At 45.6% G+C, this 24,591-nt stretch carries 16 protein-coding genes and 1 pseudogene; 11 read left to right on the top strand and 6 right to left on the bottom strand.

The features are described from left to right. Window positions 1-2: 2 nt before the first annotated feature. The gene (locus EPL05_RS02305) at window positions 3-983 is read right to left on the bottom strand and encodes a glycosyltransferase (protein WP_128531893.1); all 981 of its coding nucleotides are present in this window, start codon (window positions 981-983) and stop codon (window positions 3-5) included. A 113-nt stretch (window positions 984-1,096) separates the two neighbouring features. Between EPL05_RS02305 and EPL05_RS02310 the strand changes: the two genes are divergently transcribed. The 3 genes from EPL05_RS02310 to EPL05_RS02320 all read left to right on the top strand — a co-directional run bounded on the left by EPL05_RS02310 (window position 1,097) and on the right by EPL05_RS02320 (window position 3,254). Continuing rightward, window positions 1,097-2,389, top strand: coding sequence for a sugar MFS transporter (locus EPL05_RS02310; RefSeq protein WP_128531894.1), 1,293 nt, complete (start codon window positions 1,097-1,099; stop codon window positions 2,387-2,389). Window positions 2,390-2,439: 50 nt separating this feature from the next. Continuing rightward, window positions 2,440-2,652: a hypothetical protein gene (locus tag EPL05_RS02315; protein WP_128531895.1), complete on the top strand. Its 213-nt coding sequence runs from the start codon at window positions 2,440-2,442 to the stop codon at window positions 2,650-2,652. A gap of 113 nt (window positions 2,653-2,765) precedes the next feature. Next, window positions 2,766-3,254 (top strand): hypothetical protein, encoded by a 489-nt coding sequence (locus tag EPL05_RS02320; RefSeq protein WP_128531896.1) that lies wholly within the window; start codon window positions 2,766-2,768, stop codon window positions 3,252-3,254. 66 nt (window positions 3,255-3,320) lie between these two features. Here EPL05_RS02320 and EPL05_RS02325 read toward each other — a convergent pair whose 3' ends face one another. Then, the gene (locus tag EPL05_RS02325; protein WP_128531897.1) at window positions 3,321-3,764 is read right to left on the bottom strand and encodes a sterol desaturase family protein; all 444 of its coding nucleotides are present in this window, start codon (window positions 3,762-3,764) and stop codon (window positions 3,321-3,323) included. Between the two features lie 74 nt (window positions 3,765-3,838). Next, complete coding sequence (lpdA, locus tag EPL05_RS02330; RefSeq protein WP_128532066.1) at window positions 3,839-5,242, bottom strand: dihydrolipoyl dehydrogenase; 1,404 nt, start codon at window positions 5,240-5,242, stop codon at window positions 3,839-3,841. 373 nt (window positions 5,243-5,615) lie between these two features. Here lpdA and EPL05_RS02335 point away from each other — a divergent pair, with 373 nt between their 5' ends. From EPL05_RS02335 to EPL05_RS02350, 4 genes are all read left to right on the top strand, one after another. Further along, window positions 5,616-7,481, top strand: a complete 1,866-nt coding sequence (locus EPL05_RS02335; protein WP_128531898.1) for a CocE/NonD family hydrolase — start codon at window positions 5,616-5,618, stop codon at window positions 7,479-7,481. A gap of 203 nt (window positions 7,482-7,684) precedes the next feature. Next, entirely contained in the window at window positions 7,685-8,320 is a 636-nt protein-coding gene (locus EPL05_RS02340) for a M949_RS01915 family surface polysaccharide biosynthesis protein (protein ID WP_128531899.1), read from the top strand. Window positions 8,321-8,337: 17 nt separating this feature from the next. Then, the gene (locus tag EPL05_RS02345) at window positions 8,338-10,002 is read left to right on the top strand and encodes a M1 family metallopeptidase (protein ID WP_128531900.1); all 1,665 of its coding nucleotides are present in this window, start codon (window positions 8,338-8,340) and stop codon (window positions 10,000-10,002) included. Between the two features lie 248 nt (window positions 10,003-10,250). Continuing rightward, window positions 10,251-10,955, top strand: coding sequence for a head GIN domain-containing protein (locus EPL05_RS02350; RefSeq protein WP_128531901.1), 705 nt, complete (start codon window positions 10,251-10,253; stop codon window positions 10,953-10,955). Between the two features lie 100 nt (window positions 10,956-11,055). Here EPL05_RS02350 and trxA read toward each other — a convergent pair whose 3' ends face one another. Continuing rightward, window positions 11,056-11,376, bottom strand: coding sequence for a thioredoxin (trxA, locus tag EPL05_RS02355; protein WP_128531902.1), 321 nt, complete (start codon window positions 11,374-11,376; stop codon window positions 11,056-11,058). A 180-nt stretch (window positions 11,377-11,556) separates the two neighbouring features. Between trxA and EPL05_RS02360 the strand changes: the two genes are divergently transcribed. Beyond that, window positions 11,557-11,910, top strand: coding sequence for a Tim17/Tim22/Tim23/Pmp24 domain-containing protein (locus EPL05_RS02360; RefSeq protein ID WP_128531903.1), 354 nt, complete (start codon window positions 11,557-11,559; stop codon window positions 11,908-11,910). On the opposite strand, the pseudogene EPL05_RS02365 reads toward EPL05_RS02360, so the two are convergent. Then, a pseudogene (locus EPL05_RS02365) lies at window positions 11,905-12,660 on the bottom strand (SDR family oxidoreductase). The gene EPL05_RS02360 and the pseudogene EPL05_RS02365 overlap by 6 nt on opposite strands. A gap of 130 nt (window positions 12,661-12,790) precedes the next feature. On the opposite strand from EPL05_RS02365, the gene EPL05_RS02370 reads away from it, so the two are divergent. Beyond that, on the top strand, window positions 12,791-13,183 hold the full coding sequence (locus EPL05_RS02370; protein WP_128531904.1) for a winged helix-turn-helix transcriptional regulator: 393 nt from the start codon (window positions 12,791-12,793) through the stop codon (window positions 13,181-13,183). Window positions 13,184-13,252: 69 nt separating this feature from the next. Here EPL05_RS02370 and dnaE read toward each other — a convergent pair whose 3' ends face one another. Continuing rightward, window positions 13,253-16,843 (bottom strand): DNA polymerase III subunit alpha, encoded by a 3,591-nt coding sequence (gene dnaE / locus EPL05_RS02375; RefSeq protein ID WP_128531905.1) that lies wholly within the window; start codon window positions 16,841-16,843, stop codon window positions 13,253-13,255. Window positions 16,844-17,148: 305 nt separating this feature from the next. On the opposite strand from dnaE, the gene EPL05_RS02380 reads away from it, so the two are divergent. Then, window positions 17,149-22,272: a translocation/assembly module TamB domain-containing protein gene (locus EPL05_RS02380; protein ID WP_128531906.1), complete on the top strand. Its 5,124-nt coding sequence runs from the start codon at window positions 17,149-17,151 to the stop codon at window positions 22,270-22,272. Further along, on the top strand, window positions 22,269-24,527 hold the full coding sequence (gene tamL / locus EPL05_RS02385; RefSeq protein WP_128531907.1) for a translocation and assembly module lipoprotein TamL: 2,259 nt from the start codon (window positions 22,269-22,271) through the stop codon (window positions 24,525-24,527). The genes EPL05_RS02380 and tamL overlap by 4 nt, the downstream gene beginning before the upstream one ends. The last annotated feature ends 64 nt before the right edge of the window (window positions 24,528-24,591 follow it).

Raw genomic sequence — 24,591 nt, forward strand, 5'->3', positions numbered from 1 at the left:
ATTTATGCATTCCAAGGCAAATACTTAGGCTGATTTGGCTCCATCAGCATAGGTTTTACAGCATTCAGCTTGCCGCCGTTTAAAACTATTTCATAAAGCTTCAAATATTCTGCAGCCATTTTGGCAATGTTGAAGTTGTCAACCGCGTATTCGTGGCAAAGCTGATTACTGAAGCTATCGGCACGCTTTAATCCTTCTATCAAAACGCTTTTACTGTTTGATAGCAGGCCGACCTCTGCAGGCACCAACTCGGGCAGGGAGCCGTACGGGGTAGCAAAAACCGGGCAGCCAAAGTAAAGGCTCTCGGTAATGGCCACACCAAAGGGTTCGTTCCATAGCACCGGGAAGAGTAGGGCCTTGGAGCCGTTGAGCACTTCCGATTTTTGGTCGTTATCCACCATCCCTTTAAAGCTTACATTCAAATTCGGTGTAAAGCGAAGGCCCATTTTCAGGTTGAGGCGGGTACCACCCATTACCACCAGCTTGTTGCCGCTTTTGGTGGCAATATCAATGGCACCCTGTACATTCTTCACCCGCCAGGCAGCTTTGGCCAAAAAATGGGTATAGTTGCGTTTTTGGTTGAAGTTGGGTTTGCGGTAATCGGCAATGTCCAAACCGTTATAAACATAAGTGGTGGAACCGTTGCGGGCGGCATGGTTTGCTGATACGAATACCGAATTGAGATCCATCTCTCCCCTGCCCGAATTATTATGCACCGTACACAGGTAAGGCTTTTTTGTAAACCCCTGCACCTGGAACTGGAAGTGCACCACATCAATATCATCGGGCACCTGCTGGTTCATATCCTTCGCAGCATCGTAAACCAGCACTTTAGCAAAGGGGCATGCAGAACCGGCACCAACCAAATAGGTTACCGTGTGCCCCTGCCTCGCCAACTCGCGGCCAAGCCACCAGATTACGCGCTCGGTGCCGCCGTATGTGGTAGCCGGTATTTTGGTATCGTTTACAAAAAGGATATTCATAATTGGCAAAGTTAGCTTTCGTGAGAAATAAAAATGGCGAAATCTAAAAACATTAACTTTTTTAATTATTTTAGTAACTTGATTAACTTATTAACAAATTTTAAAATCATTATATGGCAGCCATTACCAATTCAGCAAATGCCCCCAGCAAGAAAAAAGGATTAAACCCCATCATCATTATTGGTTCTTTATTTTTTATTCTTGGTTTTGTTACCTGGCTGAATTCGGTACTCATCCCGTATTTAAAAATAGCCTGCCAACTCACCAACAGCGAATCGTATTTGGTAGCGAGTTCCTTTTATATCGCCTGTTTGCTGATGGCCAAACCATCGGCTTGGCTGCTAAAATTGCTGGGCTTTAAAAACGGAATGGTAGCCGGGTTGGTATTAATGGGCATTGGCGCCCTAATATTTATTCCCGCCGCGTTAACCCGTACTTACGCTATCTTTTTAATAGGCCTTTTTATACAAGGCTGCGGCTCGGCGGTGTTGCAATCGGCGTCAAACCCGTATATCACCATCGTAGGACCACCGGAGAGTGCCGCCAAGCGAATCAGCATTATGGGCATCTGTAATAAATTTGCAGGTGTATTGGCCCCATTAGCGCTCGGTGCAGTAATTTTAAATAACATAGATGGCTTCGACGCCAGCCTGGTGAATCTTAGCGCCGCCGACAAAATCGCCCAACTGAACGAACTGGCATCAAGGGTAATTGTACCATATTTGTTGATCGTGGTGGTGCTGGTTATCCTGTCGGTATTGATATACTTTTCGGGACTGCCGGAGATCGATACCGACCATGAGGACGAAAGCGTAGCAGCAGCCAATTCGGGGAAAACCAGCATCACGCAGTTCCCGCATTTGGTACTGGGAGTTATCGCCCTGTTCCTGTACGTTGGCGCAGAAGTTATTGCCGGCGACTCTATCATCGGCTATGGTTCATCACACCACATTCCGCTCTCAACCGCCAAGTATTTTGCATCGGGCACCTTAACCTGTATGGTAATTGGCTATATCGTAGGCATCCTGTTCATCCCTAAATATATTACGCAACAAAAAGCATTGGTTTTATGCGCCATATTGGGCGTTGTATTAACCGGTGTAGCATTGGTTACCCAAAAATATGTATCTATCAGCTGTATCGCCCTATTAGGTTTGGCTAACTCGCTGATGTGGCCAGCTATGTGGCCCTTGGCATTATCGGGACTGGGCAGGTTCACCAAAATAGGTTCGTCGTTACTGGTAATGGGTATAGCAGGTGCCGCGGTATTCCCGCCGATATACGGTTTATTGGTTGATAAGATCTCCGCGCAAACCGCTTACGTAATTTTAATACCAATGTACCTGTTCATCCTGTACTATGCAATTGCGGGTTATAAAGTTGGCAAACATGTAGTGGAGGTGTAGGTTTTTTTGATCATTTGCATATCATCCTTGCTTATGTTATATTTGATATTATGGAAACGATAAAAGTTAATATCATAAACCCCAAGGCCTTAAAGCTATTGAATGATCTGGCTGATATGGATTTGATCTCTATCCAGGAAAGCCCTAAAAATGACTTGGAAAGCATATTAGCGCAATTACGCTCTCAAAGTAATTCCGCGCCGTCTTTAGAAGAAATAACGAAAGAAGTGGAAGCAGTTCGTGCTGAACGCTATGCCAAATAGCCCTTCTGTATAATATGGGGCGTGTCAGTCAAGCCGCGCTATCGGTAAATAATGCAGCAAAAATCAGAACAATAACGCTCACCAAGCCCCGGTTCGGATTAAAGCATTTTACCATGCTCAATAACGGCGTTTCCATTAAAACTAATAAGTGTTGGGCCGTTGGTGATAATGGAGTTTACCTTGCTACATGCTCAACAAGCTACCGTGTATCTACGCCATATAAAGGAGATCCACAATATGTACAAGCATACAGCTGGGCTAAGCATCTCATTGTATTTGCTAAGCTTAACAGACCAGCCCCAGATAGTGCTATTCAGCCCTTTAATATTGCAGAACGCCTGCTTGATCTATTTGGTAGTGAAAATATTCATCTTAGGCAATACCCGAAGTTTAACAGACATTTTCTATTTCAATCTATAAATAAAGACGAGGCTATTAAGCTCTTAACTCCTGCTTTGATAGCAGTAATAGAAAAACACAAAGGCTTGCATATTGAGATCAGGAGAAATGAATTTATCGGGCGATTTGAAAGACCTGTAGAAAATAATGACGCCGTTTGTTTAATTGAGGTGGCAGAAGCTTTTTTAAGTGGCACAATTTGAATGTCATCTTACTAAAATTGACCCTCAAATTCTATCTATCAAAAAAAAGTTCAAATTTTAAAGAACTCACCCCCTAAACCACTTCCTCCCCACCACCAATAACCCAAACTCTTCCGAAGGATTTTTTGCTGTAGATTTATGATGAATTTTATGCGCGCGGCGAATGGCGCTGAGGTACCGATTATCACTTTTAAAGGCTTTGAAACGGTTATGGATAAACCAATCGTGAAAGATGAAGTAGATGGTGCCGTAGGTGCTGATGCCTGTACCTATCCAAAAGCGGTAATCTAAGGTGATATGCCCTGCCCACATCAACCACAAAGCCAATGCGGCAAAACCGATGCTGAACAGGTCGTTCAGTTCGAACCAGCCATGGCGCTGCTGGTGGTGTGTTTTATGGATAAACCACAACGGCCCATGGAACAGGTATTTATGCATTGCCCAGGATAGTGTTTCCATTAGCACTATCGTGAGCAATATCGTGGCTATGTTTATTATTATAACATCCATTAACACACCCCTAACCCCTCTCAAGAGGGGAACTCTAATAAATCCGAAATTGAAAATTCGAAATTCGAAATCCCTTAAATATGTATCGCCCTGTTTTCCGTCGCAGCTAAACATGCTTCGCGCATCGCTTCAGTATAAGTTGGGTGGGCGTGACTGGCACGGGTTACGTCCTCGGCACTCGCGCGGAACTCCATGGCTATAACCGCTTCGGCAATCATATCCGCAGCGCGGGGACCAATCATGTGTACGCCTAAAATTTCGTCGGTGGTTTTATCAGCCAGTACTTTTACAAATCCATCCAGGTCGCCACTAGCACGGGCACGGCCGCTTGCCTTGAACGGGAACGAACCTATTTTATAAGCAGTTCCTTTTTCTTTCAGTTGCTCTTCGGTATAACCAACGGCTGCAACTTCCGGCCAGGTGTAAACAACGCCCGGTATAAGGTTGTAGTTAATGTGCGGTTTTTGCCCGGCAATCATTTCGGCAACAAATGTACCTTCATCCTCCGCCTTGTGGGCAAGCATAGCGCCTTTTACCACGTCGCCAATAGCGTAAACGCCTTTAACGATGGTTTCCAGGTGCTCGTCAACCGTAATTTTACGGCCACGTTCTTCTACCGTGATGCCAATTTTATCAAGCCCTAAGCCATCGGTATAGGCTATACGGCCAACGGCAACCATACAGTAGTCGCCTTTTAGTTCTATTTTTTCGCCTTTAGCGTTATCGGCTGTAACGGTTACTTCCTTGCCTTTTGCTGTTGCGCCGGTTACTTTGTGGCCCAGGTAAAATTCCATACCCAGTTTCTTCAACACCTTTTGCAGTTCGCGGCCCAGGCTTTTATCCATAGTTGGGATAATGCCGTCCATAAATTCAACAACCGATACTTTTGCACCCAAACGCGCGTACACCGAACCCAGTTCTAAACCAATAACGCCACCACCTATCAATATTAGGTGCTTTGGAACTTCAGTTAAGGTCAAGGCCTCGGTAGAAGTAATAATGCGTTTCTTGTCTATTTTCAGGAAAGGCAGGCTGCTTGGTTTCGAACCCGTAGCGATGATCACCTTTTCGGTGGTCAGCTCGGTAACGGTGCCGTCTGCCTTGGTAACAATAATGGTATTTTTATCCTTAAAAGAACCAACGCCCTGGTGAACGTCAATCTTATTCTTCTTCATTAAGTAAGTAATGCCGCTGGTGTTGGCATCCACAACTTCCTGCTTGCGTTTGATCATCTGCCCAAAATCAATCCCCAAATTATCCAGTTTAATACCGTGGGTAGTGAAAGTGTGGGCCGCGTTATGGTAGTGTTCAGATGAATCCAGCAGCGCCTTGGAAGGGATACAGCCTACATTGAGGCAGGTACCGCCAAGCGTGTTGTATTTTTCAATAATGGCGGTTTTCATGCCTAATTGCGCGCAACGGATTGCGGCAACGTATCCACCCGGACCAGAACCTATAACGATAACATCATATTGCATAGTAGTGTATTTTATGGCTGACAAAGTTAAGGAATATAAAAGGGCTTATAAAATAGGGATTTGATTAAATGTGGTGGGGGTGACAGAGCATATGGGCGTTGCCTTCGGCCCGGGCTTTACAGGGCTGCGCTGCGCTCCGGCCCTTCAGGCTAAACCCTTCCAATCCCTAACGCAGGTTGTCTGAATCAGAATTTACAGAATTAATAAATTTTCAGATGGTTGCTTCATATTCTGTTAATTCTAAAATTCTGTAAATTTTGATTCAGATAATTACCCCAAACCACCCAATTCTTACCTCCTTTTGTAACAACCCTGCCACCGTTAGTTTATTATTAATTTACTTACTAAATTAGCCTCAGCTAATACTGAAATTATGAAAAAAATCTTCGCCGTTTTATTGCTGTTAACTACAGCCTGTTCCGCAACCTTTGCGCAAACGTATGATGTTAAGGAACATTACACCAAAAAAGATGTGTACATCACCATGCGCGATGGCGTAAAGCTGTTCACCTCCATCTACACCCCAAAGGATGCATCGAAGGACAATAAATACCCTGTGATGATGCAGCGTACCTGCTACAGCGTTGCGCCGTATGGCGAAACCAAGTACCCGGGTCAATTAGGTCCCTCCAAATACATCATGCAGGAAGGCTACATTTTTGTGTACCAGGATGTGCGTGGCCGCTGGAAAAGCGAAGGCACCTGGACCAACATGACACCGGTTATCGATAATAAAAAAGGCAAAACCGATGTAGACGAAGGCTCAGACACTTACGATACCATCGACTGGCTCATCAAGAACGTCGCAGACAATAACGGCCGCGTAGGCCAATGGGGCATCAGCTACCCCGGTTTTTATACCGCCGCAGGCATTTTATCTAATCACCCTGCACTTAAAGCCTCATCGCCGCAGGCACCCATCTCCGACTTCTTTTTTGACGATTTCCACCACAACGGAGCGCTTTTAGAAAGCTACTTTTTCACTTACCCTGTATTCGGCGTGCAGAAGAAAGATACCACCACCAAAGCCTGGTATAATAACACCATGATAAACCCCGGCACCAAAGATGGCTACCAGTTTTTACTGAATATGGGCCCGCTTAAAAATGCCGACAAATACTACAAGGATAACTTTTACTGGCAAGAAACGATTAACCACCCTAATTACGATGAGTTTTGGCAAAAACGCGGCCTGTTAAAACACTTCAACAAAGTGAAACCTGCGGTAATGCTGGTTGGCGGCTGGTTTGATGCCGAGGATCTAACAGGTCCGCTGGCGATATATAAAACCATTGAGAAGAAGGACCCGAACGCTTATAATACTATTGTAATGGGTCCGTTTGGGCACGGCAGGTGGTCGCGCGAAACAGGACACACCATGCACAGCAACATTTACTTCGGCGATAGCATTGCTACTTTCTACCAAAAAAATATCGAGCAGAAATTCTTTAACCACTTCCTGAAAGGCAATGGCGACAAAAATAGCGGACTGCCCGAAGCTTATATGTTCAACACCGGTAAAAACGAGTGGAAAACATTTGACAAATGGCCATCGCCGGCAGCTGAAAAACAGAAGCTATTCCTAAACAGTGATGGCAAACTGGCCGCTGCCCAGCCATCAGCAGCAGGCTCAACCAGCTACGTAAGTGATCCGTTGAAACCGGTACCTTATACCGAGGACCTGCCTACCACAGTTGGCTTTACCCCGCACAATTACATGAGCGAGGATCAGCGTTTCGCAGGCCGCCGTACCGATGTATTGGTTTTCCAAACGGAAGTATTGGCGGATGATGTAACTCTTGGCGGCGAAATTATGGCACACCTAAAAGTGGCCAGCACCGGTACCGACGCCGATTTCTTTGTTAAACTGATTGACGTTTACCCCGCCGATGAGCCGAACAATCCCTACATGCCCAATAAAAGCATTACACTGAGCAATTACCAGCAAATGGTGCGCAGCGAGGTAATGCCCGCCCGTTTCCGCAATAGCTTTGAAAAGCCGGAGGCATTGGTAGCCAACCAAAAAACGGATATCAACTTCCGTGTGCAGGATGTGCTGCACACCTTTAAAAAAGGCCACCGTATAATGATCCAGGTACAAAGTACCGCCTTCCCGCTATTTGCCCGTAACCCGCAAAAGTTTGTAGAGAACCCTTATAAGGCTGATGAAAGCGATTACATTAAAGCTACAGAGACGGTGTTTAACGACAGTTACTTAGAGGTTGATGTGCTGAAATAGGGAGTGGTTATGCAACTCAAATAAACCACCTTGTCATTGCGAGGAGCGGCGTGGGATTGCGCGCGGGGGCGACGTGGCAATCTTGTCGCCAATGCATAGCATTTGTGCATAGCTACGAGGTTGCTTCGCCGCTTAAGCCTGCCTACGGGCGTTCGCTCGCAATGACATAGTTTGTAATTATAAGGCATTAAACAAAATAATTGATGAAGTTAAGCTTTCTTACCACGGTATTATTAGCAATGATGATACTTCCGGCTACACTATTTGCCCAGGTAAAAACAACAAAACTAGACAAAAACACCATCCCAAAATCCATCAAATACGAGGGGCATATTATTGATGCAGTAAGTTTTACAGATAAAGACGGTGAACATATTGTTGTGACAACTGAGTCCGGCTTAACAGCAAGCAAAGGCGCGGATAGTGAGGGATACCGCGATGCAGCATTGCATGCCTATCATTATAAAAAAACAGGTACAGAACTAAAACTAACCTGGCAAACCTACGATTTTGTAAAAGATTGCCCGGTTGATGTTACCGCCAGCTACTTACCCAAAAGCTTTGCCGTGACGGATCTGGATAGCAACGGCAAGGCCGAAGTTTGGCTGATGTATAAAACCGTTTGCCACGGCGATGTGAGCCCAAGCGATATGAAGATAATTATGCACGAAGGCGATAAAAAATACGCCGTAAGAGGCACCAACAAGGTGCAGGTATCACCAAAGGAATATGCAGGCGGCAAATTTATTTACGACGAAGCTTTTAAAACCGGCCCCAAAGCTTTCCGAGAGTACGCTGGCAATCTTTGGAAAAACAATTTAATGGAAACCTGGAAATAGGTATTAAACACATAAAAATGAAGAACATATATCGTTCGTTAGCAGTGCTTGCATTTTGCATATTTACCATTACCGCCCACGCCCAGCTCGGCACCCAAAAAGAAGTTTTTACCCGCGCCGATACCCTGCGCGGATCGCTTACTACGCAGCTGCGTACCTGTTACGATATCAACTATTACCATTTGGATATTAAATTCGATATCGATAAAAAGTACATCAGCGGTAACGTGCTGTTTAAGTTTACCGCAGTATCCGATTTTACTAAACTCCAGTTCGACCTGTGGAACAACCTGAAGATTGAGAAAGTAGTGTACAAAGGCCAGGAATTGAACTACACCCGCGAGTTTAACGCGGTGTTCCTCAGTTTCCCAAAAACCATCAGCAAGGGCAGTAAAGAGGAATTTACCGTGTACTATAGCGGCAACCCAACTATCGCCAAACGTGCGCCATGGGATGGCGGCGTGCAATACGCCACCGATTCTTTAGGCAAGCCGCATGTGGCTACTGCCTGCCAGGGTATGGGCGCCAGCGTATGGTGGCCAACTAAAGATGTGCAGGACGATGAGGTAGATAGCGCCATGGTAAGCATCAGCGTACCAAACGGATTGAAAGATGTATCTAACGGACACCTGCGCAAGGTTACTAAACTCAAGGACGGCTACACCCGTTTCGATTGGTTTGTGGCCAACCCGATAAACAACTACAACCTCGAAGCCAATATTGGCGACTACGCACACTACACCGGCACCTACCAAGGCGAAAAAGGCAAACTGGAAATGGATTTTTGGCCGTTAAGCTACAACATCGAAAAAGCAAAAAAACAATGGGGACTTGATGCGCCGCGCATGCTCAAAGCCTTCGAAAACTGGTTTGGGCCCTACCCCTTTTACGAGGACGGTTATAAACTGATAGAAACCCCGCACCTGGGGATGGAGCATCAAAGCGGAACGGCCTACGGTAACAAATACCGCAACGGCTACCTTGGCCGCGACCTATCGGGCACCGGCTGGGGCCTTAAATGGGATTTTATAGTAGTACACGAGAGCGGGCACGAATGGTTTGGCAACAACATCACCAGTAAAGACCTCGCCGATATGTGGATACACGAAAGTTTCACCAACTACAGCGAATCGCTATTTATCGAAACCTTTTACGGCAAACAAGCCGGGCAGGAATACGTGCATGGCACCCGTATGGCCATCCAAAACGATGCCCCTATAATTGGGGCATACGGCGTAAACAAGGAGAGCAGCGGCGATATGTATTACAAAGGCGGCAACATGCTCAATATGGTGCGTACCATTATTAACGATGATGATAAATGGCGCGGCATCCTGCGTGGGCTCAACAAAACGTTCTACCACAAAACCGTTACTTATGATGATGTGGTTGGCTACATTAACGCGCAAAGCGGCATGAACCTCTCACCCGTATTTGAGCAGTATCTGCAACATGTAAAGCTGCCGGTCTTAGAATTTATGACGATTCAGGGTAAGCTGATGGCCCGCTGGGTTGCGGAAACCCCCGGTTTCAACATGCCGGTAAAAGTAAGAGCGAAGGGTGGCGAGTATAAATTCATCAAGCCGACCAGCCACTTCGCGCCGGTAAATATTGATGCGATAACGAAAGACAATATCGAGGCCGATACTTTTAATTATTACATCGGGGTGTTGGTAGACTAATTTTGAGGAGTTAAATTTTGAAAACGCGAAAAAAGCAAAAAAACAACACCCAAAAGGCAGTAAAAACGACCTAAAAATGCAAAAAAAACGCAAATTTTAGCAATTTTTGGAAAGTAATTCGCCGCTTTTTGCGCGGAAGGACACCGATTTGGAAATTACATCGCGGCACCTCAATAATTATTTTCGAGATGGTGCAACTTATCAAAAATGAATAGCGTCTAATAGGTTGAACACAAAACAATAAAACTATGAGATCACTAAAGAAATTTATACTGGCCGCTGTACTGGTAGCCGTTAACGCGTTCGCTTTCGCAAAAAACAGCACCGAAGATCGCCACTTAACCGGCTTTTCAGCAGTAAGCGTAGCTGGTTCGTTTGATGTGTACATCACGCAGGGCTCGTCAGAATCGGTAAAGGTTGATGCCCCTGCAGATATCATTGGCCGTATTGTAACCGAAGTAGAAGGCGGCACCCTTAAAATCTACACCAAGCGCGAAGAGAACGGCAACTGGAGCTGGCACGATAAAAAAGTGGTGATTTATGTTGCCCTGAAAGATATAAACGCCATCAGCCTATCGGGCAGTGGTGACGTATTCTTTAAAGAAGGCGTTAAAGCAACTTCCTTAAAATTAAAACTAACCGGCTCGGGTGATATTACCGGCAGGCTAAGTGTTAAAAACCTCGATAGCAGCATAGCAGGTTCGGGCGATATTACCATCAGCGGTAGTGCAGATAATTCAACCGTGAGCGTTGTAGGTTCGGGCGATTTCACAGCACAGGGTTTGGCTACCGGTACAACTACCGTACGTGTAGCAGGCTCGGGCGATGCCAGGGTAAACGCTTCAGAAAAAATTGATGCATCCGTAATTGGCTCAGGTGATGTACATTACACCGGCTCGCCAAAAAGCATCAACACCTCAAAAGCAGGCAGCGGCAGCGTAAGCAGGATGTAATTTTGAGACAAAAGAAATAAAGACTGAGAGAGAAAAGACAGTCCAACAAAAAAGGGTTTCGATACATATCGGAACCCTTTTTTATATATGATTGGTAAACTTACGCTAATTGCTTGGCCAATTTTTCGGCAAGTACTGATTTTGGTACAGCGCCAATTTGTTTGTCTACAATTTCGCCACCTTTGAAGAATAATAAGGCAGGGATATTACGAATGCCGTACTTCATTGATATGCCGGGGTTGTTATCTACGTTTACTTTACCTACAACAGCTTTGCCTTCGTACTCTTTGGCAATATCTTCTACTACCGGGCCAACCATCCTACACGGACCGCACCACTCTGCCCAAAAATCAACAAGTACCGGTTTATCTGAGTTAAGAACAAGTTCTTCAAAGTTTGCATCAGTTATTTCTAAAGCCATGATATTTTTTATTTAAAATTTTTGTGTACAAATATATACTATTCAAATAGCTTGCCACAAGTGGGTACCTGCCAATGTGACAATTATATTAACAATGTTGATAATTATGACAGATGTGTAATAATCAGGCCGTTTAGGGTTACCTTTTATACAGTTGAAGTATCAATATAAACGCTAATTATGGAGTTCCTGTTACTATTTGCCGCACCTATTTTACAGATCATTTTGTCGGTACTAAGGCTGGTGCGCAAAATAGCCTTGCCGTTATTTATAATTTTCGGCATTGCGCTGTTTAGCGGAATAATATGCTCTTTTATAGCTATGAGGATAGTTTTAGATGCCATGTCGCAAGAAGCTCATGGGAGAGGAATATGCGGTATGCCGGCTATGGCCGCATTGTTTGCCGGAGTATTTATCACTTTCGTTACTACTCCCCTCATTGCCATCGTTTCCTATTTCATCAATCGCTATGTCCAAAAAACGGCCAAAGCTAAAGCCCCGGCCGTTATCCCAAACAAATCAACCATCTTATAAATTATACATCCCGCCATCTGCTATCAACTCCGAACCCAGCAGGAAGCTGGAATCATCTGATGCAAAGAAAGTAACCACTTTGGCCAACTCTTCGGAAGTTCCAAAACGGCCAACAGGGATCTGTTTCAAGATACCTTCACCCATTTGCTGTAACTGGTCGTCAGTGATGCCCAATTTATCGGCACTGTGCAATGGGGTCCCCACCGGGCCCGGGCTTACCGAGTTAACCCTAATCCGGCGTGGCAATAACTCAACCGCAAGGTTTTTGGTTAAGGACAATAGCGCTGCTTTGCTGGCAGCATATACACTGGCGCCGGCCATGCCTATGTGTGCATTGATAGAAGTGTTGAACACAATAGAGCCCCCGTCATTCACCGGCGGCAACAATTGCTGCAGGGTAAAGTAGGCGCCTTTAAAATTGACATCCATGATCTCATCGTACATCTCCTCTGTCATTTGGTCAACCGAGTTAAACTTGCCTATACCCGCGTTCACGAAGATGATATCGATGCTCTCCGCAACGGCTTTAACCTGCTGGTTTTAAGTTTTGATTTCGGCCATGTTACCACTATCGGCAATTACGCCCGAAGCGTTCTCGCCTAATAAAGCGATAGCTTCGTCGATAGATTTTTGGTTACGCCCGGTGATGATCACTCTTGCACCCTGGGCAATAAATTCTTTTGCTGTGGCCAGGCCTATACCACTGTTTCCGCCTGTTATTACTGCTGTTTTATTGGCTAACTTTTTCATTATCTTTGTTTTGATAGCTCAAATTTACAGCGGGTTTTGCTCTGCGTCAAGAATGCACTATTTTGTACGGAGCGCACCATTTGGTAGGTTATGGGCGCATTGAGCTTAAATCAATTCTCAGTTTTTAAAGATGACAAAACAACGACATCCCGAATATACGTGTAGCATGGAAGCGGCCCTAAGCGTAATAAGCGGTAAGTGGAAAGTGAAGATATTGAACCAATTAATGGACGGCCCCAGGCGTTACAGCGAGATCCGCCGCAGCATAGACGGTATGACCGAAAAGATGCTTTCGCAACAACTGCGCGAGTTGGAAGAAGATAAAATTTTAACCCGCAAGGTATATCCCGAAGTACCCCCTCGTGTGGAATACGCCTTTACAGAATTGGGGAAAGAACTCGCGTCGATATTTTACGCTTTAGAAAAATGGGGAGCGCATTTTTTAACCGTAAACAGCGATACCATAAAGGTTGCAGATGCAAGTTGCTATACGTTTAGGGAGCCTGTAGCGGAAGCGGTTTAAACCACACTCAATATCCCCTGTTATTGAACCACCTCGCTTATCTGCACAATCGATACACTACTCATCAACTCAATTCAACACCGCATTCGTATTTGTCAAACTCAATATCTCCGCCATAAAGTCGTCGCTTGGGCTTACTTTATGGGTTTTGGAGGAGAGGTTAACGTACATCGAATCCTCGCCATCGTTTATCTTAAACTTTAACGCACAACTCCTGGATGGGTACTTCTCGTTATTCGTGCTAACCATTTGCATCAGGTTGTCTATCACCTGGTCGTTCAGTGTTCTGATATCCAGGTTCACCGTGATAGATTTGGTGAGTTTATCGCGCATTTCTGATAACAGCGACATCACTGTTACACGCAGATCCCAGTTATCTTTCTGCCTGAATTTCTCCTCAATATTACCTTTAATATGCAAAAAGTAGCCGTCCATCATCAGGTTGCGGAATTTTACATAATCCTCGCCAAAAAATGCAAACTCGTACGATTCATCGTAGTCTTCCAGCACAAACGTGCCGAATGGTTTCCCCATTTTGGTCATCTTATGCTGCACATTGCCTACCAGCCCGCCTATACATATTTCGCCACGTTTACGTAGTTCGGCAAACTTGTTCATGACCTCCTCGCCGCCTTCCCCCGAGCGGGCCTTTTGCACAACCTTTAACTCACTTATGGTAGTGTTACAATATTTTTCCAGTTCCAGCTTATAATTATCAAGCGGGTGCCCGGTGAGGTAGATGCCGATAACATCTTTTTCGTATTTCAACTTTTCTATCAATGGCCATTCTTCCGCCTCGGGCATTGCAGGTTCTGGAATGTAAGATGCTACCGAGCTGCCAAACAACGACGATTGCGAGCTATTTTTGGTGTTTTGGTAGTCGTTTCCGTATTTGATCAGGCGCTCTACTCCGGTTAAAAGCCCGTTCTCTGTTTTGGCAAAAAATTGTGCGCGCTTCAGTTTAAACTCATCAAAAGCGCCGCCATAAACCAGGTTCTCGTACGATTTCCGGTTTACCGACCGCGTGTTGGAGCGCTGTGCAAAATCGTAAACACTGATATAAGGGCCGCGCTCGTTGCGTTCCTCTATAATACTTTCTACCGCTTTTTCGCCAACGCCCTTTACGCCCGCCATCCCAAATCGGATAACACCTTTTTTACTTGCGGCAAAGGCCATATCACTTTCGTTAATATCTGGCCCCAAAACCTCTACCCCCATACGGCGGCATTCTTCCATAAAGAAGGTGATCTTCTCCATGTTGTTCTGGTTATTTAGTACCGCCGCCATGTATTCTGCCGGGTAATGCGCCTTTAAAAAAGCCGTTTGGTAGGCCACAAAAGCGTAACAGGTAGAGTGCGATTTATTGAACGCATATTGGGCAAATGCCTTCCAGTCCGTCCATATTTTGGTAAGTTTATCTTTAGCGTGGCCTTTGGCAATAGCACCATCCATAAACTGGGACTCCATTTTGTTGAGGATCTCAATTTGCTTTTTACCCATCGCCTTACGCAAAACATCGGCATCGCCCTTACTAAAACCGGCCAATTTTTGCGACAAAAGCATCACCTGTTCCTGGTATACGGTAATACCATAGGTTTCGCCCAGGTATTCCTCCATATCGGCCAAATCGAACACAATAGGTTCCTGGCCGTGCTTACGTTTAATAAAGTTGGGTATATACTCTATTGGGCCCGGGCGATACAGAGCGTTCATGGCTATCAGATCTTCAAATTTATCAGGTTTCAGATCGCGCAGGTACATTTGCATACCATCACTTTCAAACTGGAAAGTGCCATTGGTATCGCCACGCTGGTAAAGCTCGTAGGTTTTAACGTCATCAAGCGGAATGTAATCAATGTCGATATGAACATCATGATTCAGCTTGATCATGCGCAGCGCATCCTTAATAATGGTCAAGGTTTTCAGGCCCAAAAAGTCCATCTTAATTACACCTGCATCCTCAATTACACGGCCATCGTACTGGGTAACCAAAAGGTCGGAGTCCTTCGCGGTGGCAACCGGTACAATGTCTGTTAAGTCGTAAGGCGCGATGATGATACCTGCGGCGTGTACACCGGTATTACGTACCGAGCCTTCCAGTTTTTCTGCTTCGCGAAGCACAATACCTTTTAGTTCGGTTGATTTGTATATCGCCTGCAGTTCGGGTACCTGCTCAATAGCCGTTTTCAGGTTGATCCCCAAGGTGTCAGGCACCAGCTTCTTCAGGGCGTTTACATCAGATAAAGGCATATCCAGCACACGCCCAACGTCCTGTATACTCGTACGGGCGGCCATGGAGCCGTAGGTAATGATCTGCGCTACCTGGTTCTTGCCATATTTATCAACTACATAATCGATAACTTTTTGGCGCCCGGCATCATCAAAATCCGTATCAATATCGGGCATCGATTTACGATCGGGGTTGAGGAAACGCTCGAACAGGAGGTTATACTTCAGCGGATCGATATTGGTAATACCGGTACAATAGGCCACCACCGACCCCGCCGCCGATCCACGGCCAGGGCCAATGAACACGCCCATATCGCGACCGGCCCTGATGAAATCGGCAACGATGAGGAAGTACCCTGCAAATCCCATGGTGCGGATAGTGAAGAGCTCGAAGTTGATTCGTTCTTCCGCCTCGGGGCTAATATCTATATAACGTTCCTTGGCCCCCATAAAGGTCAGGTGCTTCAGGTACTCCCACTGGTTAAGGGTGTCCGCGTCGGGCGTCATATCACTGTGGATCTTAAACTCGGGCGGGATAATGTAATTGGGCAACAGGATGTCGCGCTTTAATTTCAGTACATCCACCTTATCAACAATCTCCTGAGTATTATCTAATGATTCGGGGATATCCGAAAACAGCTTGCCCATTTCGGCCTGCGTTTTAAAATAGAACTGGTCGTTAGTGAAACCGAAGCGATAGCCCTTGCCACCCTCCTCGTCGGTAGCTATGGGCGTGCTTTGCAGGTCGCCGGTGTTTACGCAAAGCAAAATATCATGCGCGTTGGAGTCCTGCTGATCCACGTAGTGCGAATCGTTAGAACAGATCACCTTTACATTATACTTTTTGGCAAATTTAGCCAGCACAAGGTTCACTGTGTTTTGCTCGGGGATATCGTGGCGCTGCATTTCTATGTAGAAATCTTCGCCAAACAGATCCAGCCACCATTTAAACTCTATTTCGGCGGCGGCCTCGCCATCCCGCAAAATTGCCTGCGGTACCGAAGCGCCCAGGCAACATGTTGTAGCTATAATGCCTTTATGATATTTGAGAATAAGTTCTTTATCTATACGTGGCCATTTGCTGTAAAGGCCTTCCATATATCCGAGAGAACAAAGCTTGATTAGGTTTTGGTACCCCTCGGCGTTTTTTGCCAGCATCAGCTGATGGTAACGCTTATCCTTTTTCTCCTTGGTAAATTGCTTTTTATGCCTGTCGTCTACCACGTAAAACTCGCAGCCCACAATGGGCTTTACGCCATGCTTGCCGGCTTCTGCCACAAATTTAAACGCGCCAAACATGTTCCCGTGGTCGGTAATAGCCAGGGCCTTCATACCATCGGCAGCGGCTTTTTTGTATAACTTGGTTATATCGGCGGCTCCGTCGAGTAATGAAAACTGGGTATGAACGTGTAAGTGCGAAAATTCTGGCATAGTATCTTTCTCTCCGTATCGTGTAGATTACAAATTTATCAAAAATCGAAAGGCGGGTGTACTGTTGTCTACGGATTTTTTTATCAACACAAAAAATGACTAAGGAGTGGGTGAAAAAATCAGATAGCTTACGCTTTAATACACGTGGTTGTGTAATTTTTACATTACAAGTTCAAAATCACACATTTTCTCAGCTAAAAGATTGATTTTCAAAAAACATTCTCCTTTTCAAGGTGTTGGCAAAGTATTAAAACAAGCGGCATTTTCTTTGTAATATAAAAGTTTAACCTCAACCCATTGCAGATTTGGAACGATTTGGACGTATAGCCCTCAAAACAATTCTTTGGATAATTGCAAGCATCATTTTTTTGGTGTTGCTTGTGGTTATTTTAATACAGGTGCCCGCTGTACAAAATTATGCTAAAGACAAGGCGGTAACCTTCTTACAAAATAAAATTCACACCAAAGTAGAGATAGGCCACATTAGCCTGGGCCTGCCAAAATTGTTGGTGCTTGAAGATGTTTATTTTGAAGACCAGAAGAAAGACACCCTGATTGCAGGCGATAAACTAAAAGTAGATATCACCCTGCTGAAACTTCTTAAAAACAAGGTTGAGATAAATGAGATAAACCTGGAAGGTATTACGGCCAAAATTAGCCGCGGACCTGATAGCCTGTTTAACTTCGATTACATCATCAAAGCTTTTGCAGGGGAACAGAAAAAAGAGGTTAAGCCTACCGATACGGCATCTACCATGAAATTCTCTATCGATAAGATAATCCTGGATAAAATCAACGTTGCCTACAAAGATGTTACCACCGGCAACAATGTGCGATTCCTGCTTGGCCATTTTGATACCCGTATAAAGGATTTCGACCTGGATAAGATGAAGTTCACCATCCCGAAGATAAACCTGAGTGGGGTGGACGCGAAGATCATTCAAACACCTGCCGGTTCCTCCATTGCACAGACGGCTACCGTTGATACAGCGGTTACACCGCTGAATATGGACCTTACCCTCGGAGAAATAAATGTTGACAAAGTAAAGGTTGATTACCGCAGCAAGGAAATGGCGGCATCTGTAAACCTGGGTAAGTTTTTAGTGAACATGGATAAGATAGACCTCCGCAATCAGCACGTAGGCGTTAAATCTATCGAGCTAAGCAACACGGATGCCGGATTGATATTTGAAAAACCAAAAACTGTAGCTAAAGCGGTGGGCCAGGCCATTAAAAAACTGGATACACTGGTTTCGGTAAGGCAAACTGCAAAAGGCTGGACTGCCGATTTGGGCAAGATAACCCTGGTAAACGATAATATTAAATTTGATAACGACGCGCAAAAAGCCCTGCCACGCGGGCTGGACTTTGCGCACATGAATATCAAAAACCTGAATGCGGATGTAGAGAAGATAGCCTATAACCCGGATAGCTTATCGGGCAGGGTAAACTCTTTCACCTTTAGCGAGAAGAGCGGCTTGAAGATAGATAAGTTTCACACCACCTTCTTCTACGGGCCAAAAAGCGCTTATTTGAAAGATCTGTTGGTAGAAACCCCGAGATCCGTTATTCAAAAAGAGTTGGAAGTTGGTTACCCGTCCATCGAATCGTTAACAAAAGACCTGGGGAAGCTGAGCATCAACGCCAATTTGGATGGCAGCAAATTAGGGCTGCACGATATACTGCTGCTGATGCCAACCATGGCATCTATGGAGCCATTTAAATCGTCGCCCAATACCGTTTTAAAAATTAACGGCAGGGTTAACGGCACGGTAGATAACCTGCGCATCCCCAATTTAGAACTAAGCGGCTTTGGCAACACCTACGTAAAAGCGTCCGCAGTTGCAAAAGGCCTGCCCGATGTGGACAAAGCCTACTTGGACCTTACTGTTAACGATTTCCGCACCAGCCGCAGCGATATTGTTCGCCTTGTGCCAAAAGGTACCATCCCGCCGAATGTAAGCATCCCCGAAAATATGAACCTGAGGGGTACTTTCAAGGGCAGCATGAAAAACTTCAGCACCAAAATGAACCTGCGCAGTAGCTATGGCGCGGTAGATTTGGTAGCCGCCATGAAAAGCGGCAAACGCAAAGGCAGCGAAACGTATTCGGCCGATATCAAGGCCAACAACCTGAATGTGGGTGCGCTAACCAAACAACCACAAATGGTGGGCATGGTTACCATGAGCGCCAACATCAGCGGCGCCGGGCTCGACCCCAAAACCGCCAGTCTGAAGTTTAACGGCAATGTGGCAAGCGCTTACGTTAAAGGTTACACCTACAAAAACCTGGCAGTAAAGGGCACAGCCCGTAATGGCGCTTACGTGGCTAACGCCCGCATGATAGACCCTAACATCAACTTTAGGCTGGATGCCAAGGCTAATATGAATAAGAAATACCCATCGGTAAATGCTACGCTGATGGTAGATAGTATCGACCTGCAAAAACTGGGCTTTACCAAAACAGTAATGCGTTTCCATGGCAAGATAGTGGCTGATGTACCCACCGCCGACCCCGATTACCTGAACGCGAACATCCTTGCTACAGATCTATTGGTTAACAACGCCGGGCAGCGCATTAATTTAGATACTGTAAGCCTCATCTCAACCGCTAATGCCGATAGCAGCAGCCTCCGTTTAAAAACTCCAATATTTTACGCCCACATGGGTGGCAAGTATAAATTGACCGAAGTTGGCCCCGCAGTAATGGATGTGATCAACAAATATTACAATACCAACCTGGTAAGTAAAACGCCGGCGGTAAAAACCAAATATTCGCCGCAGCAATTTACGTTTGATGCCAGGATGGTAAAAACGCCGCTGGTAGAAAAATTCGCGCCCGACTTGAAACAACTCGACCCTGTTTTGATCAATGGTCGTTTCAACAGTACCACTGGCGAACTGGTGGTGAATGGCTCGATGCCAAAAACAATCTACGGCACCAACACGATTAATAATGCCAAACTTGCCATCAACACCGGCAACAATACCCTTAATTATAGCTTAACGGTTGACCAGGTAAAGGTTGGTACATCATTAGATATCCTTTACCCAAGCATCACCGGTGCGGCGCAAAACAATAAGCTTGGCCTTAATGTGCAAGTGCGCGATGCGGCTAAAAAAGAACGCTACCGGGTAGCGGGCGTGTTCAGCGTGATCCCGGACGAGTATCAGTTCAGCTTTTTACAGGATGGCGTACTGCTGGATTATACGCCATGGGCCGTTAACCCCAGCAATGCCCTTGCCTTTGGCAACAAAGGAATACTGGCGCGCAACTTTAGCTTAACCAATAGCAACCAGGTTTTAAGCGTTAACAGTAACTCGGGTGAATATAACTCCCCTATCACGGTAGATTTTAAGAACTTTAAAATTGAAACCATCACCAAAATGGCCAAGCAGGATTCGTTATTGGTGGGCGGTACAATAAACGGCAACGCGGTGGTGAGTAATTTTCAAAAATCGCCAACGTTTGAAGCCGCTATAAACGTAAGCGATTTTAACTTTAAAGGCGATACCGTTGGTAACATCGCCCTGAAAGTAAACAACCAAACCGCCAATGCCTACGCCGCGCAGATGAGCATCACCGGCAAAGGCAACCAGGTAGACCTGAACGGCATGTACTACACCCTACCCGAAAGCCGCTTCGATCTGAACCTGAATATTGTGAATTTGGGGATGAAGAGCATCGAAGGCTTCAGCTTCGGCAGCATCCGCAATTCCAGCGGCAATATTACCGGGCAGCTTAAAATCACAGGCACAACGGCAGCGCCCGCCGTACGGGGGAACATCAACTTTAATAAGGTAGGGTTTAACGTATCCATGCTCAATTCCTATTTTACCATGCCGCAGGAAAGCATTACGTTCAATGATGAAGGCATCCGCTTTAACGATTTTACCCTCGTAGATTCTACTGGCAATAAGGCCATTGTAACGGGCTCGGTATTCACCAAAACCTATACCGACTTTAAATTTGGCATGGATATCCGGATGAATAATTTCCGGGTGATCAACTCTACCAAAGCCGATAATCAACTCTTCTATGGTAAATTATTTATGGATGCCAACGTGAAGGTACGCGGAGATATGGCTAAACCCGTTGTTGATGCTACCCTTACCGTGAACGAAAAAACAGATATGGTTTTCGTTCTCCCCACTACCGACCCCGGCGTGGAAGACAGGAAAGGCGTTGTTGAATTTATAGACCAAAGCGCGCCAAAAATGGATTCGATATTATTGGCACGGCAATTGGATTCGTTAAAGCAATCTGAAATTACCGGGCTGGATGTGAACGCCACCGTAAACATCGACAAGAACGCCAACTTTACCATTGTAATAGACGAACGCAACGGCGATGTGGTTCACTTAAAAGGCGAGGCCCACCTGAGCGGCGGCATAGACCCGAGCGGGAAAATGAGTTTAACCGGCACGTATGTGGTAAACCAGGGATCGTACAATTTATCATACGCTACGGTTAGTCGCAAGTTTAATTTTAAACAAGGCAGCACCATCACCTGGACGGGCGACCCTACCAGCGCTAATATTGATCTGACCGCGATTTATGTGGCCAACGTGCCACCGATAGACCTGGTTGCAAACCAATTAGGTGATGTAAACAATACGCAATACAAGCAAAAACTACCGTTTAACGTAAACCTTAACCTGCGGAATGAATTGCTAAAGCCCGATATCAGCTTTGATATCACCCTGCCCGATAGTAATTATAATGTATCTGGCGAGGTTACTACCACCGTTAACACCCGATTGAACCAAATACGGCAGGATCCCAACGAACTGAATAAACAGGTATTGGGCGTACTGGTGCTCGGCCATTTCATCGGCGATAACCCGTTACAAAGTCAGGGTGGCAGCGCAGGTGTTGAAGGTGCAATTCGCAGCAGCGTAAGCAGCCTCCTGTCCGATCAGTTGAACAGCCTTGGAGCTGGTCTGATATCCGGTGTAGACCTTAATTTCGGCTTAACTTCCGGGCAGGATTATTCTTCCGGCACGGCACAAAACCGAACGGACCTGAACGTTGGCGTATCCAAACGTTTCCTGAACGACAGGCTAACGGTGTCCGTGGGCAATAATTTTAACCTGGAAGGCGCGCAGGCCGGGCAAAAAACATCCAATATTGCCGGTAACGTATCAGTAAATTATAAGCTGAGTAAGGATGGCCGCTACACCCTGCGTGCTTACCGAAAGGATGAATACGTGGTGATACAGGGCCAGATAGTGGAAACAGGACTGGGCTTCTCCTTAACTGTTGATTACAACCGCTTCCGCGAGATATTCCGCAAGCGTACCGAGGAAGAGAAGGCCATGCGTAAGCGTTACCAGGAGGAACAAAAAATAAAAGACGAGCAGGAGAAAGCTTCGCAGCAAAAAGATAAAGAAGACAGAACCAGGACCCAGACCACAACTATACAATGATAAAGCATCTTAAATATTTATTATTCCTTTCACTATTCGTGAGCGCTTGCAGTACCACCAAGTATTTGCCAGCCAATGAAAAATTATATACTGGTAGCTCGGTAAAGGTAGAAGATAAAGACATTAAAAAAAGCGATGCCAAGGCCATCAGCAGTGAGTTGAACGCCACTGTGCGCCCGCAGCCAAACTCATCGTTATTGGGGTTACGTATCAAACTTTGGCTTTATTATAAAACAAAAGCACGTAAAGGCTTTATCCAAAAATTCTTTAGCAAGTACGGCGAGCCGCCTGTATTGACAAGCCAGGTGAACCTTGAGAAGAACAGTACCATTATGCAAAACCGCCTGCAAAACGAGAGCTATTTTCAAGCAACCGTTAGGGGCGATACCATTGGTAAGAAGAGAACAGCCAAAGCGGAATTTATAGTAAATGCCGGCCCATCTTATACCATTCGGAGTGTGGCCTTCCCCGTAGCTACCGATAACAGTTTAGATACCGCTGTAAGGGGCACCATGAAAGAGTCTCTTTTAAAGGTTGGCGACAAGTATAACCTGGACGTTATTAAATCGGAACGGATCCGCATAGATGCCCGCCTCAAAGAGAAAGGATTCTTTTTCTTCGCGCCCGAGCAGTTGATCATCAAGGTAGACAGCACCATCATCAATCATCAGGTCGACTTGATCGTAAGCATTAAACCCACCACACCGGAAAGGGCACGCGAGATCTACACTATCCGCAATATTTACGTGTATCCAAATTACTCCCTGCGCGATACTTCGTTAAAACTGAATCAGGCACAATTTTACCGCTGGTATAATTTAATAGATCCGCGTAAAACGGCAAAACCCTACCTGTTTGCCAATACGGTACTATTGCACCCCAACGATACGTACAGCCGCACCACGCACAATAACTCGCTTAACAGGTTTATCAACCTGGGGCCTTATCAATATGTAAAAAACCGTTTTGAAGATGTTACCCCTGATTCGCCAAAGCTGGATGTTTACTACTTTTTAACACCGTACAAACGCAAATCGTTACAATTGGAACTATTGGGGCGCACCACATCGGCAAGCTATACCGGCTCGCAAATAAACCTTAACTGGAAAAACAGGAACGCATTTAAAGGCGGGGAGCTGTTAACCGTAACCTTATTTGCCAGTACCGATGTGCAGGTAGGCGGCAGCAACGGCGGGTTCAACGTTTTTCAATATGGTATTCAACCATCCATTTCCTGGCCGAGGATCATTGGGCCATTCAATATTAAGGCGGATAACGCTTACATACCGCGCACTACGCTTACGCTTAATTATACGTCGGTAGTCCGAAGTAAGTTATACTCGCTCAATTCGTTCAGCGGCTCTTTCGGGTATTCGTTTAAAACCAATGTACATAAACTGAACGAGTTTAATTTACTGGAGATAACCTACGTAAAGCCACGTAACGTTAGTGACCTTTATACGGATAGCATCAACAACCCAAACAACCGTAACCCGGCGCTTAAGCACGTTATCGACCCGCAATTTACGTGGGGACCAAGCTATGCGTACACATTTGATAACACTACCGAAGATTACCGCACCAACAGTATTTTCTACCGTGGAAAAGTGAGCCTGTCTAACAATATCTACGGCCTGTTAACCGGTGCCGATACACTGGGCGGTAAGGCAAAAACTTTTCTGGGCTCTACTTTTAACCAGTATGCTAAAGTGGAGACCGAGCTACGGTATTTTCATAAAATGGGAACCGGCAGTAAAATTGCTGCAAGGGTATTGGTTGGCGTTGGGCTGCCTTATGGCAACTCTACTATTCTGCCCTACAACCAGCAATTCTTTATCGGCGGGCCTAATAGTTTAAGGGGCTTTAGGGCACGGTCTATAGGCCCCGGTACCGTAGACGCAAGTTCGTTAAACGGGGGCTTCATTGCCGATCAATCGGGCGATATTAAGCTTGAGGCTAACCTGGAGTACCGCGTTAAACTCTTCAGCATTGTTTACGGCGCTTTGTTTACCGATGCAGGTAACGTTTGGAATGCCAAGCCACACCAGGCAGGCGGTACGTTCGGCCCTAACTTTTTGAGTCAGTTAGCGGTGGATGCAGGCTTTGGTTTAAGGTTTGATGCTACGGTACTGGTATTGCGTACAGATCTTGGTTTCCCGCTGGTGACACCATATAGCACCAACGGTGCCAGCCGCAGCATAAGCCCAAGCTTTAAAAACGCTATACTGAACATCGCTATCGGCTATCCTTTTTAATAATTACGAGTTAGTGATTGTAACTGATCGGGGTTTACCGCGTCAAACAAATGAACTAACGAAC

Origin of the sequence: Mucilaginibacter gilvus (assembly GCF_004054195.1) — a bacterium.
Taxonomy (GTDB): Bacteria; Bacteroidota; Bacteroidia; order Sphingobacteriales; family Sphingobacteriaceae; genus Mucilaginibacter; species Mucilaginibacter gilvus.